Raw genomic sequence first — 14,868 nt, 5'->3', positions numbered from 1 at the left:
TGCACTTCATAGCACGACTCCCTCACCAACGATAGGTCTCTCTTCTTCACAACCCTCTCATGTTAAGTGTCCAGTAAATACAACCGGAATTTTTGATCCGTATACTGATCTATGTGATGGAACTGGAAAACCTATTCCACCTCTGTCTTCCTCTCCACTTTCAACACCGAACGCACCTACGCTCCCTACCCTCCAAACGCAACGTGAAGGAGATTTAAGAAGCGGTACAGACTCTAGTGGGGGAACGACACGCTCTTCAACGCGCTCACAACCATCCAAGCAACCTACAACGCCCAAGATCTCTACAGATTCTTCTGAAGCTAAAATAATTACAAAGCCTGAAGCTTCCTCTAAAAACGAAGGAACACAACCATCAACAACTAAAGCAACAGAAGGTGTACAATCTAGCCCTACATCTTCACAAAATACTCCCCTTAAACAATCTTCAACAACAGAATCTCCAACGGCAGAGACAGCTTCAACAGCAGACGTAGCCAAATCGAGAAGGCGTTCAGGTGTTCCTTCTACAGATTCCTCTAGTGAAGAAACAGCCCCCAATTCTACTGTAACTTCACAGCCAGAAGTAACACGACCTTCACCTAATTTACAGTCAGCACCTAAAATACCTGAACCTACAAAACCAGTAACAGAAGTATCATCAAGTCCTAAAGAATCAAAACCTACAAGACCAACAGCAGAGCAATCACCGGCACCTAAAGAGCCAGAACTCTCATCAATGTCTCTAAGACCAGCCACCGGAAAATCGACATCACAGGGGGCATCAGAATCTGTGAAACCAGCGCCTGCGCACTCTGCCTCTGCACAAAAAATATCTGAAAAATCAGAGCTTTCACACCCAATATCCCCCGTAAAACAGCCTGAAAATCCTTCACAAATCGAAGATATAAGCGCTGGCGTTGAGGCAAAAAACGGTAACACTATCACTCTGCATAACAAAAAAATTCAAGACAGATGGAGTGCGGTCAATGCAGAGGGGAATAATTCAAAAGTCAAAATGAATGGGGGAAGCATTGATGCGGGTTTTATTGCACTGAGTGGATCAGAGGGTGGAGAAATTGATGCCACAGATATTACGGTGACAGCAGAAACAGCGGGGGTGGTCAACATAGAAGGGACAATCAATCTTAAAGATTCAAATATCCAAGTCACAGGGAAATCTGAAGCAAATGGCATTATTTTCCGCAATAATCTATATCATATCCCTCAAAGACAACATCCACGCAATGCTGGAATAAATGCCAACGCCATTCAGAAACAAGATATTGTCGGTAAAGTAAATCTAGAAAATACAAAATTTTTTGTTGAAAATGGTGTAGGTATCAGCCTTTATGGAACAAACACAAACGGTGTTGTCAGCCTTAAAAATTCAGAAATTCATGCTGATGCTTTATTAAAAAATATAAAAAACGAAAATGAATCCACAAACACCCTTACACTGGTTGCGGAGCACTCTTCTTTAGAAGGTCGGGTAAGAACCTCTGAGAATAATAGAACAATTTTTGATCTAAAAGAAGGGACGAAATGGCTCTTAAAACCCAATAAAAACACTATCAATAATGATCGTCTCTCAGAGAACGATACTATTTCGTATGACTATAGACAGTTTGGTCTTGATGAAAAATCATTCTCTAATCTTTCTGTATTGCGCCTTACTGACAGTGCCATTATGTTTAACAAGCCTGTGGAAGGACATTACCAAACTTTGTTTATAGGTCCTCAACGTCTGAAAGAAGATGGAACAGCGCATACTGCAGCAGTTTATAGTGCAACAGGTGTTGCAGAAATTTATGTCAATACTCAATGGAACAAACATTCTCCTGTTAGAGAACAACAAACCGATCGTATTGTGATTAATGGTGATGTATCAGGGAATACCATTGTTCACATTAATCTCCAAGAAATAGATAAAACGATAACCGATGGTTCTGTTGTGTGGGGAGAAAAGATGGCGTCGCTTCCTTTAGGGACACATGGGGTTTCAATCATTCAAGTTTCCGGACAGGCAAACGAAAATTCCTTCACACTCGCCGGAAACTATATGACAATAGGTGGACAACCTTATAAATATATCCTCGCAAGCTATAAACCTGGAACATCTCATGAGAGCCAAAATCTTTTTGGCAAGAAAAGCGATTTCTGGGATTTCCGCTTACAGAATGCCTACATTGATAAGGATAAAAAAGTTCGAGCGCTTTTACCACAGGTAGCAAACTATTTAACCCTACCTAATACTTTATTTTCTTCTGGATTTGCTGATGTAAACAACCAAAACAGGTTGTTAAATGCGATGCGAACAACAGCCTTTAGTGCAGCAGATCATAAACAGCATAATCTCTTTTTCTCCTCCTACGGCGAAAAAGTTACCTTATCTTCCAACCGCGGCCCTCTGCGCTATGGTTATGATGCTGATGTGAACTATAAAGCTTTACAATTGGGGGCTATATTAGCCACCTCGGAAAGCAAAGATATAAGCGCACATTTTGGTCTTTTAGGAACATACGGAAAACTTGCCTTTACACCAAAAGAGATGCAAGATTCTGAAAAGACAACCCTTGATAAATGGTCCCTCACCGCTTACAGTAGCCTCCAACATAGCAGTGGTCTATATATCAACACGCTTCTTTCTTACGGAAAGTTAAAAGGAAATATTACCACAGCTCTTGTTGGGAATGCTGCAAAATTGGATGGAACTGAAATCCTTAATCTCTCTGCAACCCTTGGTCAAAAATTAACAACCGGTACAAAAGGACTGGTCTTTGAACCACAAGCGCAATTGATTTATCAAAATCTCATGTTTGATATTTTCTCAGATGCCAATGGTTTAAAAGTAGACATGGGTAATCCGCGTCAATGGTTGATCCGTTTTGGTGGACGTTTAACAAAAACAATAACAGCTGTTGAAGAAAACAAGGCTGTTTCCTTCTATGGAAAAATAAATGTTATCAGAACTTTTGGTGACGGCAAAACAATAAAAATTGCGGATACCTTTGCTCTTGATCCTACCGGTTCTTCAATTGAGGGAGGTATAGGTGTGAATGCCTATCTTTCTCAAAATATTGTGCTGAATGGCGATATTAGCTATCGGCAAAAGCTGCAAAAAACCGGTGTATCGGGAACCAATGTTTCTGGCGGAATACGGTATCATTTTTAAAGCAAAAGCACTTTTAACTTCAATAAAATAAAAAGCAGCACGATGTGCTGCTTTTTATTGAGACGTCTATTTTTAAAACTCTCAAAAGTCATCATGTTATCAAAAAAACATATTGATTTATAATATTTTTTACCAATCAAATAAAAAACTAAAGAGCTTAAGCATTCTCTCATGTCCAAACTGTTCATTTTAAAGCAATCAAAATGCTTTGCTTGCACATCACAAGTCGAGAGAATTTCAATGGAATAAAACGGCACAAAAAAAATGCCTCTTTATAAATAAACCACAACAGCAAGCAACACGGGGAAATGAGCAAAGTGAATCATACGAGCAGCTTACACTCCTTTGCTATGCATAAAAATAACTGCTTTTATACCATTCTTTTGTACCACTCATGAGAGGCTTATACACTTCACGAAGCACCTTAGACCTCTTCATGAGTACTATTGTGGAAATAAGTGTGTGTATTGAGAAAAATCTCCTCAAAACAAGCATATGAAGGGGCCATAACAAATCTATTCTGTTTTGGGGATTTTATTTTGTATGAAGCGTGTCTGCTCATGAAAGCTCCACCCTATCATTATGATCTCTCAACCGCAGCAAAAGGACAAAACAAGTCATTTTGGTTATCGATTAAAATATAGCACAACACAGATAGCCTTAAACTTAACAACCTCGTTGTTTCCTTTATGAACAACAGGTCTGAGACCATGAGTTGAGTAAAGCTTTAAAAAAATTGAAAGGCAAATAGTCTCTTATTTAAGAAATCTCTTCATTCTAAGAAAAACAATTTTTATTGCAAAAATCTTGAAATTACTTTACACATTAAAAAATGTTTTTGGTCGCATACGCAACGACCAAGTGGGCCTTGAAAACCCTAAATCCGAGCGTAAAAATGAACCCACTATTGTGGGTGTCCCGGAATTCCGGGAGATTTTGCTATGTCCAGGTGTGTCTTACACACTAAAAGCAAAATGCTGACTCGGATTCAGTGTTTTCAAGCTCCCGGAATACTCATGCGAGGGCGCTCGCAACCGGAGGGGAGCAAATGCAAACTCAGAACCTTAATATTGATTTTTTTGTTGGCAAAAAAATTCGCTTGAAGCGAAAAATATTAGGAATGTCTCAAAAAACCTTAGGAGACGCTTTAGGGGTAAGTTTTCAACAAATTCAAAAATATGAAAAAGGTTTAAATCGTGTGAGTGCAGGGCGCTTAAAGGAAATTTCCGATATCCTAAATGTTTCGGTTTCCTTTTTTTACACGGATATTATCACAAAAGAAAACATCTCGTACCATCATGAAGAAGTCGCATCAAACAGAGAAGAATTTTTGCTTTTAAAAAGTTTTAGAGTTCTGACATCTGTCAAACAAAAAGCCATTTTAAAATTAATTTCTGATTAGAATTAAAACATTTTAAATAATTTCTATCCTTGTAACTGCTTTCTATTCTAAAAACAAAGCGCTTGCAATTTTTAAACAATTTGGCTTCTTAATTGAGTAAGTTCCGCTTAATCGACTTCCTACGATATGAAACACGATACTTTCTTTTCATAAGCCTTCATACCGCTTCATAAATATTTCTCTGAAAATGTCTTAAAATGCATCATGGCGAGAGCACTCTTGTTTTTCCTTCACGGCCTCCTCAGATCTGTAATCAATCCAACTTCTCATCAAGAGGGATCTCACCGTTGATCACTCCTATCAATCCATCTCCTAAATGTCTCTGCACCGATCATTCTATTAAAATAACATATTGATTTATCATCATAAATCATCTTTTTTCAACTTTAAAACCAAATAGTGTAAGGGTTCTCTCATCATTGCTCTTCTCCTATGGATAAATCAATCAAAATCACTTTTTTGCCCATCACAAGCAAAGGTAGTGTATAAGTAAAAAAAGAATAAAAATACCCCAAGAATCTCAAGAGCCCAAAGCTGTTGCAACATTGGAAAATAGCAAAGTGACGTTGCTGAAAAACATGACAATGCCAACTTACTTCTTTATAGGACTGAGAGTGTTCTGTAGACTTTATATTATTTCCATGAAGGCTTTATACCTTCATGGGCAGCGTCACGTCACAAACTGACATCACGAAATCGGCACTGTTACAAAATGGGTGTGACAAGCCTTGAGAAATATTTCTTTACAATAAGCGCGTACATTGGAAACAATAAATCTATTCTTTTTGAATCGCTCTGTTTTGCATGAGGGGCGTGATCCCATTAAAAATGCAATAAACAAAAACATAAAAAAATATATGATCTTCACTCTTTAAAAGACAGTGCTTTAAATTCTTTTAAAAGCTGTAAAGCAAAAAGATGATGATAAAAATATCACCTTTACAGCTTTATAATTCCCCTCCAATGAAACTACCTTCCCTTTTTCAAATATGAATCCCAACAGAGATACGCGTTCTCCAATCTGGCATACAAAAACGACAACAGAAGAGAAAATACTAAACCGCCTTTTTATCTCAAATATAAAGCTTGCAGTAACTAACCGCTTTATCTCATCATACTTTAAAGGAAACGCTTGCATAAGATATCATGGAGCGGTCAAAACATTCGCTCATCCCCCTTCCCTTCAACGAAAAAATAAAGTGCCTACCAACCCACTCTGTAGAACAATATTCTATAAAAAATTTGCTTTCTCTTAAAGCCGCTGCACTTAGCTCACCACAAAGGTGTGCGCGTGACATCACCACACTTGAAAAGAGATTGTTTCATAAGGCATCATGAAGCGGTCACAACATCCTCTTATCCCCCTTCCCTTCAACGAAAAAATGAAGTGCCTATCAACCCACTCTGTAGAACAATATTCTATAAAAAATTAGCCGCTGCACTTAACTTACCACAAAGGTGTGCGCGTGACATCACCCTAAAAGAGATTGTAGGCTCTATTTTACAGAACAGCAAAACGATAATTTAAATACTCAAACGCACTTAAAATATAGAGACTGAAAAACACACTCTTTATTCAAACCACTGCTCTACCTCATCATAATAATTGCGTAGAACAGCTGAATAAAGTTTAGATTATTCTTCTAATTCCTTTGCAAGTCCAGAGAGTTGCATAGCTTGCGAAAGATCATTGACTGCATTTAAATGTGTTTGAAGTAATTCACTATTACGCTGTAGTTTTTTTTGTAAATCAGACAGCAAACTTTCAACCTCATGCTCAATATCTTGATTCATGTAGCGTCTCACATCGCTCATCGATTTATTAAGATCACGCAAACCACGTATTTTACATAAATTTATTTCTTCGTAATCTGGAACACCACTGCTCTCTAGCATATTGCTTTCATAATCAACCACTTGTGCTAATCCTTTCACAGCAGCGACAAATTTTGTCATCGCCCAATCACGATCAATAAGGTTATTATCAAGAGCTTTTGCTTTTGTAGCAAAACTATCATCACCATATTGCACTACAGACATTTTTATTTCCCCTTCAACCATATTGTTCAATCTTACTTTCAAATGAGGGAGATTAAACAGTTTTTCTTCAATGCTGATACACCCAATCGCGCTGATGATGCCAACACTGCCCAGACAACAGCACAACACCCCTTAAAAGTGCGTACCACTTCAACTTTCAACATATTCTCTGAAATATTTTCTTGCTTTGCTCCAAAACTATTATTGCTACTACACACATTCACCAAAATGCTATAGACTTAAACCCCTGCGCAGCAATATCGAAACTTCCAAATTTTCTCAAATTTTCTCTGTCTGTTTCGCCTTGCTTATTTTATCCTCGATTATTTTATTTTGTCTGCTTGATCACCACCAAGCCTTCGACAGAAAACAATAACTCTCTAACGATAACTTAGTCATAAAAAACACTTGCCGCCAAAAATTCGCAGCAAATAAAGACTTAAGCCCATTAAGAACTTCAGCATTTCACCGATAGCAATATTCACCCTCCATAAACTTTATGGCTTTCCACTCACCTAAACCTGCATAGTTTCTGGCGCCTATAAGATAGCACCCGACAAGATTAGTTTGCATCCATTCAAAAAGATACCCACACACTCTACTCTTTTTACATACATGCAATATTTTGCATAAAACACAAAAAGAATTCTCTTTTGAACAGATCAGCCATATAGCACTATTAAAAAAGACATCTTAAAATAGCTAAATAGCCATCCATCTCCCTTTTTCAATTATCATTTCGCTTTTCTTTGCAATAAGCGACTATATAAGATTTTTTGAACCTTTTCAAGCGTTTCTTAACCCATCCGTTCGATACGCCTTTAATCTCATATTCATGCGCTTGTTTGAAAAAACAATCTCTTAAAGGCAGCCTCCCCCCAAGTCTATTTCACATAAGTCTATTCCACATAAGCTTATTGCACCCAAATTCATTTTGCACCGGACGCAAAAATGATATAATGATAAATCTCCTATAAAATGGATAAAATTCATCGAGCTCTTAATCTTTATGCTTCATAAAAGAGCAAGCCAGCAAACCGGCATTACCCCCACCTCACTCCCCCAATGTTACTCCCTTAGCACTTGAAGACGCTTCATAAGAGGTATCTTTCTTGTATAGTTTCATACCACAGGGCTCTTCTTGCTTGTCATGTTCAAAAAACATGATTTTGGTTGATTTAATATAAAAAGATTTAAAATAAGAGAATCTTTGGGTATTCAAGACTCTCACTCAATATGCAAAGCAGTAAATTATCATTACAAATCAATGCATTACCAACAAATAATGCTTAATTCTTTCCCTATTACTCTGTTTAAAAATTTCCTCTTCATCTTCCTTACGAAGCATAAAGATGGGAGCTCAATGGATTTTATATTATTTCCAAGGAGGCTTTACCGTTATACCATTCATGAGAGCCAGTACGAAATAGACTTACGCCTTAAGAGATTGTTTTTTCAAACAAGCGCATGAATATGCAACATAAGAATATTCCATTTGGAACATTTCTTTCTTCGTGTGAAAATATATCGCAAACAGCCTTAACTAATCTTGTTATGAAGTAAAATCGATCAAAAAGCCTATTTGACTTTCTCCCCATACCTTAAAACAAAAAACTTAACTCCATCTGCTCTGTATACAATCCAAATTTTTGTCAAGCAGGCTTCTCTTGACACCTCCTCATGAAATTCACTTGAACGAAAAACTCAACAAACAAACCTACAAATATTCATTTGCATACTAAAAGACACTTAACACGCAATAAAAAACACAAAAACGTTTCAAAAAACTTATATGCCTTATATTACCGCTATAAATAACCGTATTTTATGGCATCATGGGATAAAAAAAGTTTGCCGCAATACAAAACCTATAAAATCAACCAATATTAACTTTAAAGTTTTCCTTTTTATGCACTCACAGTGCTCAAACGCCTCAAAAAATCTTATAAATAAAGAAAAAATTTAAACTTGCCGAATATGTTATACCCGCATATATTACAGGCTGTAACATATTGTTACTCAATTAAAATCACCTCCAAAAGAACAGAAAGAGGATCTTATGGTTGATCTCATAAAAGCCGCGATGCTTTATTCAACCTTGATTATTACCCTCAATGCTTTTGTTGTATTTTTAGCGCTCATCATAGAAATATACGAGGCATAAATCTCCTAGATTTTCGTAATCTGTGCAAACTTTTCGTAATCTGTACAAATAAGCATCTTAATTTTCCACAAGGTCAAAGTAAAATTTTAGCTCTCTAGATAAATCACCTCCCAATTTCAAACATCGCTTGCAACTTTTTTGATGTTAACCTCTACTTTTTATCTGCATTTTTAACCATTAGTTTTGTCTTTTCACGCTCCCTTGAATCCCAACGTCATCCCTACCCTTAAAGGACAGAGTTTTCGACCAGATTCAATTTGTAAACAATTTATCTTCTTATCAAGCAGCTTATCGTTAACTTCCTCCTTCAAGACATATCACGCCCCTAAAGGATAATATTGAAGCTTACGCTAAAAACACCACCATCTTGACGTTTATGAAAAAGAAAGCCGCTCCATCATACATTAAAGCCCCTCATGGTGCTATACACCTTGGCTCTTGAGATAAGTTTATAAAAGGCATTTGTCTGCTTTTTTTCAATCATTTTTTATTCACGAGGAAACACTTTCATTTTTAACGTGCAAAAAACATGGATTTTGCGTAGCTCAACCTAGAACAGATTTGAAGTGAGAAAATTCTACGAATATCGGGGGCTCATTCAACATGAAAAAACACTAAACACTCTTTACATATCAAAGCATTGTCCGAAGAATACGACCCCTTAAGAACAAAAAAACGCATGCGTAAATTTTACATGGGCTCCACCACCATTCAAAACGATAATACGACGGCACAATTATAATAAAAACAGCAAGAAAAGGGGAGTAAACTTGGAAGGCAAAATTTGAAAAGGCATGAGGAACGGTTAACACCTCACAGATCCAGCAAAACCGTCCTAGTATAAGCGGCTCACACCCTCACCTGAAATGATAATATTCTCAAATAAAAAGCACTTTTTTAAAATAATGTGAGAAAAACATTTGACTATAAAACGATAATAAATCCATTCAAAACGCTTTTTTCTCTCTTAAAAAAAACGGAAAAAAGTAAATTCCAAACAGATATTTTCCTTCCAATTTTTTCAAAATTAACCGTAAAGTTTAATACCTTTCTTTGTATGATAAAATATTTATTTGTATTAAACTCCCCAACATAGCCCAACATTTGAATCTCATATTTCATCATGCATGCAACCAAGATGTAAAAAAAATTAGCGCATAGTTTGAAAAAATGAGCCCCAACATGCGGCGGCTCATTCCAGTGCAACAGTACCACAATTGAAAGCATTTTTTAGCGGAACAGATGACAGTATGTCATCTGTTCCACAAAGAGTGCAAACCGTAAAAGATTAGCTCTTAAAGTCAAAAACGCCCCAAAAGTAAGAGATGAAACACCCAAAAACGGAATAAAATCAATAACGGTCCAATCCCTTATTGATAGAATAACCTATTGAGTTTTATTTTTTAATGAAAGCCAAAAAGAAATTCCATATATGCTTGTTTAACATTTCGACAGTTTTTAGATTTATCTCTGGAAGATTCCTCCATATTTTCACATTTCAGTCCCCATTCTTGCATTAATTTTTCATCTTTCTTAAAATCTTCTACGCTATAAGTCTTTTCGCAACCAGCAACAGCAAGTCCAATGCAAAACAGCAATGCTATAATAACGACTTTATTCATTAATAAATTCCCCTTCCTTGAGATTGATAAAATTTGGACACAATAAAACATCCCGCAAAAAATTGCATATTTGGCTCATTGTGCATTTTCAAAAATTTTAAATCCAACTTCTGTACGCGATTTTTTACAATCCTTAAATCAATAGAATACAAAGAAAGCATCCTCCTATCGATATTGTTTATGATTTAATGATTGTCCTGCTGTTTTTCAGTTTCATTCCCCTTTTTGCTATTTTCACGAAATTCCTTTGCAAGATTTCTATAATGCTCTTGAAAAAGTTCCATATCGGCTTGCATGACATTTTGACAATTCTTAGTTGCAAAAACAGAAGGTCCCATTTTATCGCATTTCTTTCCCCATTTTTGCATCAACTTTTTATCTTTCTTAAATTTCTCAACACTGTAGTTTTTTCACAACCAACAGCCACAAGCCCTGTGCAAAGAGCAACAGTGCTGTTAGAATGATCTTGTTCATGGTTGTTCCCCTCTTTTTATTTTATACTAACTTGTTTTATACTTTGAGAACGACATCGTTGGTTTCACAAAATCCCTGTATCGTGCTCTTACGTATACTTTGCCTTTGACAAATACGAACACCTTCAACGCTAATATGTTGCATCATGAGAGTTGTTTTATTGGACTTGTATTTGTAATGTTATCTACGCAGTGGCTCTTTAGATTTGAGCGGTTTAAACTTCAGCAGCAATTTAATATCTTAATATTTTCAAAAATGCTTTTAATCACTTTTTTCAAGAATTTTTCTTCAAAAACCCCTTCATCATGAAAAGCAACACAAATATGGTATCAAAAATTCACCATACCTAGATCCATTGCAAGTTTTCTGCAAACGAAACAACAACTCTTTTAATGATTTGATTGCGCTCTTGCTTATTTCTTAATCCACTTTCTTAATTCGCTAAGAAAGAAAAAAACTTAAACTCCCCCTACACTTTTCAAATGCCAATAGAAACTCTAAAAAAGCGATCTTATACATTCCTGATAGCCATAAAAAATTATTCTTTACCTACCATCAAGTAACATTCAATACTCAGTCCATAAAAGCACACATAGTCTATAAAATCGCAAAAATGAAAGAAATAATTTCATATCATACTCTATGATTTTTTGGGGTTATAAGGAAAGCTTATAGCACGCTCATATCAGTTAATTTTATTGATTTTCATCCCCCCTGATAAACATGAATATAATTTTAAAAAGAAAGCATCGTCTAGCAGAAAAAAACAATCAAAGCTACTGTTAATTTACATTATTTACCCATGTATTTCAGTAAAATAAACAACAAATAACTCCACATTAAAATCATGATCAAAACAATTGTTATGGAAAAATAAACTGACCTATCCAGCGATGATAAAAATAATAAGGAGGAGGATCTCATCCATCGCAGAAGAGTTAAAATAAAGAATTTTTTATAGGTTTATGACCCTTTCATGAAATAAATCTTATGCAAAATAACTTAAATAAAACAATCCATGTAAAAAATGAGCGCTTTTATCACGATTAATTTCATGTAAAAATGACCGATATCATCTTTTTAAAAAAACAAACCAACGCACATTTATTATCATATATCTGTTATCGTATCTTATTTTTATTTTCCGTATTTTTTTGCAAGCAATTCGCGCACCTCATCAGCCATTTTAGTTCCACGACTTGCACAACTTACCTTCATTAACCGATGCAAAGTTTCAGGAATATCGATTGTGAGGCGCTTCATCCCTCCATTCGCGTTTCCTTTGGAGATTCCTACCCATGCATCAGCTGTTAAAGGAATAGATTTATTGGTTGGTTTTGTGCCAATTTTAATTTTTTTATTCATCCCGCTAACTCCTTGATTTCCGCTGCAACGGCTTCAATTTCTGCGGCGGCTGGTCCTTGCTTATCAACTTCATAAACAGCCTTTCCCTGGGCTGCAGCTTCTGCAAAAATCACACGCTGTGCAACACTAGAAGAAAGAACATGGACGGGGTATATGCCAAGCGCTTCATTGACATCACGCCCTATCGCTGTATTGACTATTTTACGATTAATAACAAAAGCAGATTTGAGATTTTCTTTATAAACACGTGCTTCGTCAATCAGCTTTACAATTCCATCAGCAGCCCAAATATCATAGGGACTAGGCAAAACAGGGATAAGTACAAAATCCGAAGCCATAAGAGCACTACGCGCAAGGTCCGTCACACGCGGGGGACCATCAATAATAATATAATCATAACTATGGCCAATCTGTGTAATCTCTTTGTGAACCGTTGCACGCGGTAAACCAATAACGGAAAACAAAGGCGCCTCTTCACGTGCAGCAGCCCAATCCAATGCGCTCCCCTGTGGGTCAACATCAATAAGCAATACCCGTCCCCCGGTACGTGCAAAGCTGGCTGCCAGATTCACGCTCAACGTAGTTTTTCCAACACCCCCTTTTTGATTCAAAAGTCCAATGATCATTCGTTACATCTTTCAGTATTATCGTTTTTACGATTGTACAGAAAACAACAAAAGAAGCAAGTATCCAACATCGACAAAACAACAACTTCTGCTAACTTTTACGATAAAAACGACAACTCTCAATTTTGTCTTTAGAAATATTCTTTCAGCATGAAGCCCAAAATATTCTGAAGGAAATATTCTTAGAAGGAAAAGATAGATTTAAACAAGCAATAGGCTCTTCTTCCCCCGCCTTAAAATAAAAATTTCTTAAATCCACGCCAATTGATCAAGCATGATCTCTCCATAATCTCCTTTGGATTTTTCCCTCTTCACGCAAACCTTGATCTCGCCCAATAAAAAAGCCTTTACCCTGAAAAAATAACAAATGCCCCAGGAGGATTTGGAAGGGAGACATATTGAATGAGAAAAGCAAAATTCATAAAACTCGCTCATTCTCCTCTCTTATCTTCAATTACTTAAAATCATTTATATGCCATCACCAGCAGAACGAAAATATGAAAACAAACACGAAAAAAAGGAAAAAATATATCTTATGAAGTATCTTAACTATTAAGAACTATGGTCCGCATCGGTGGCTCGTATATAGTATATAATTCGTATATAATCGTGTCGGCTTGTCCCTTTTCTTAAATGAAAAATAGGGGGTGTACAATGAATATTATACTCTTTGAAAGAGATATCTTCCCGCGCAACACAGTGTAATGAAGTTGAAAAAATAAGGATAAACAAACAACACAATGGGCTCTACTTCGTGACAACAATGAACCATCCATAAAGAGCGTTATCTTTTATAAAGGTCAATCTATTGAGCACATCTATCTTTACACTTAAGACCACCCCCCTCACACGACTTGTGCCGGCTCATGGGCTGTATAAGGCTCTTATCCCTTGAAACGGTTCATAAAAAGGCATTTTCTCCCCTTTTCTTATACAATTTCACTCCACACGCCCCCCGCTTATCAGTAAAAGATCTTCAATGATGTAACATGGAACAGACTTGAAATAAGGGAATCTTACGGTATTCAAGGTTCTAACTCGAGTTAAATAATAGATCAATGTCTTATTCAAGATCGAATATGTTGCATCTTACAATGCCTTTTTCCAAGCAAGTATTCTCGACAAAAAGAATATTTTTGTTAAGATGCCCTTTAAAAAATCTTACCCTTCATCATGTCTTTTTATAGAGCTCAGAGTATTGTAAAAATCGGGAAATTGGGAATAAATAAAAATGAATTTACAGCAAATTGACCCTGATATTTTTATCGGTGCACAAATGAACATAGAAAATATCAAAACATTGGCAGAAGCTGGTTTTAAAACAATTATCTGTAACCGCCCCGATCACGAAGAACCTGATCATCCTGACTTTTCAAGCATAAAAATGGTCGCAAATGACTATGGCATAAAAGCCTATTACCTTCCCGTTTCGCCTCCAACCATAAAAAAATCAGATGTTGAAACCATGCAGACAATTTTAAAAACAGCGTCCTTACCTCTCCTTGCCTATTGCCATCATGGAACGCGTTCACTGCATCTTTATCGTTTAGCACGTCTTTAATCATAGGCTTCATGCGCTTCATCCCACACGCTAAAAAACAAAAATTCTTAAATTCACACCAATTTAAAAAAAAATCATCTGTCAAGAATATTTGTCTTACAGCTTTCACTTGGAGACTTTCTCCCTTTAAGGAGCCCTCTTCATTAGGACACGATAAGAAAGTTTTTCTCTTAAATAGACAACAAACCTCCGCCTCTAAAGCCATCAAGAAGCTATAAAAATGCAGGCAAATTGATGCAAGCGATCAACTTTTAAAAGAAAAAAATTATCGATTTTAAATTTTGTGAAATTCTAAAATTAAAAGCGCAAGAAGTTAAAAACCAGCTCTCTTTTTTCTTCTCATCTCTTCTTGCCAAAAATGCTGTATCCTTATTCATTCACGATTCATCATGAATTTTAACGGATCAGAAAGAAACAAGCAGTAAAGTTTTAATTGACAACA

The 14,868-nt window shown here is 36.2% G+C and carries 10 protein-coding genes; 3 read left to right on the top strand and 7 right to left on the bottom strand.

What is annotated here, in order from left to right; all coding sequences use genetic code 11:
• Positions 1–57: 57 nt before the first annotated feature.
• A complete protein-coding gene (locus PVV65_RS09970) occupies positions 58–756 on the bottom strand; it encodes a hypothetical protein (protein WP_273789462.1) in 699 nt (232 codons plus the stop codon).
• Between PVV65_RS09970 and PVV65_RS05290 the strand changes: the two genes are divergently transcribed.
• The gene (locus PVV65_RS05290) at positions 737–3,172 is read left to right on the top strand and encodes an autotransporter outer membrane beta-barrel domain-containing protein (protein WP_273789461.1); all 2,436 of its coding nucleotides are present in this window, start codon (positions 737–739) and stop codon (positions 3,170–3,172) included. The two genes, PVV65_RS09970 and PVV65_RS05290, sit on opposite strands and share 20 nt — an antisense overlap.
• Before the next feature lie 1,048 nt (positions 3,173–4,220).
• The gene (locus tag PVV65_RS05285; RefSeq protein ID WP_273789460.1) at positions 4,221–4,574 is read left to right on the top strand and encodes a helix-turn-helix domain-containing protein; all 354 of its coding nucleotides are present in this window, start codon (positions 4,221–4,223) and stop codon (positions 4,572–4,574) included.
• 1,635 nt (positions 4,575–6,209) lie between these two features.
• On the opposite strand, the gene PVV65_RS05280 is transcribed toward PVV65_RS05285, so the two are convergent.
• The 6 genes from PVV65_RS05280 to parA form a co-directional block, all read right to left on the bottom strand.
• Entirely contained in the window at positions 6,210–6,614 is a 405-nt protein-coding gene (locus tag PVV65_RS05280; protein WP_273755227.1) for a flagellar protein FlgN, read from the bottom strand.
• Between the two features lie 38 nt (positions 6,615–6,652).
• Positions 6,653–6,838 (bottom strand): hypothetical protein, encoded by a 186-nt coding sequence (locus PVV65_RS05275; protein ID WP_273755225.1) that lies wholly within the window; start codon positions 6,836–6,838, stop codon positions 6,653–6,655.
• A gap of 3,343 nt (positions 6,839–10,181) precedes the next feature.
• Positions 10,182–10,400: an EexN family lipoprotein gene (locus PVV65_RS05270; RefSeq protein WP_273789459.1), complete on the bottom strand. Its 219-nt coding sequence runs from the start codon at positions 10,398–10,400 to the stop codon at positions 10,182–10,184.
• A gap of 185 nt (positions 10,401–10,585) precedes the next feature.
• A complete protein-coding gene (locus PVV65_RS05265) occupies positions 10,586–10,768 on the bottom strand; it encodes a hypothetical protein (protein ID WP_273789458.1) in 183 nt (60 codons plus the stop codon).
• Between the two features lie 1,243 nt (positions 10,769–12,011).
• Positions 12,012–12,239 (bottom strand): hypothetical protein, encoded by a 228-nt coding sequence (locus PVV65_RS05260; protein WP_273789457.1) that lies wholly within the window; start codon positions 12,237–12,239, stop codon positions 12,012–12,014.
• Positions 12,236–12,865, bottom strand: a complete 630-nt coding sequence (parA, locus tag PVV65_RS05255) for a ParA family partition ATPase (RefSeq protein ID WP_273789456.1) — start codon at positions 12,863–12,865, stop codon at positions 12,236–12,238. Before parA ends, PVV65_RS05260 begins: the two co-directional genes overlap by 4 nt.
• Positions 12,866–14,096: 1,231 nt before the next feature.
• On the opposite strand from parA, the gene PVV65_RS05250 reads away from it, so the two are divergent.
• Complete coding sequence (locus tag PVV65_RS05250) at positions 14,097–14,426, top strand: TIGR01244 family sulfur transferase (protein ID WP_273789455.1); 330 nt, start codon at positions 14,097–14,099, stop codon at positions 14,424–14,426.
• The last annotated feature ends 442 nt before the right edge of the window (positions 14,427–14,868 follow it).

The organism is Bartonella sp. ML70XJBT (assembly GCF_028618425.1).
Classification (GTDB): Bacteria; Pseudomonadota; Alphaproteobacteria; order Rhizobiales; family Rhizobiaceae; genus Bartonella.
Note: the sequence above shows the minus strand (reverse complement) of the source record. Positions and strands in the feature narration are given on the sequence as shown.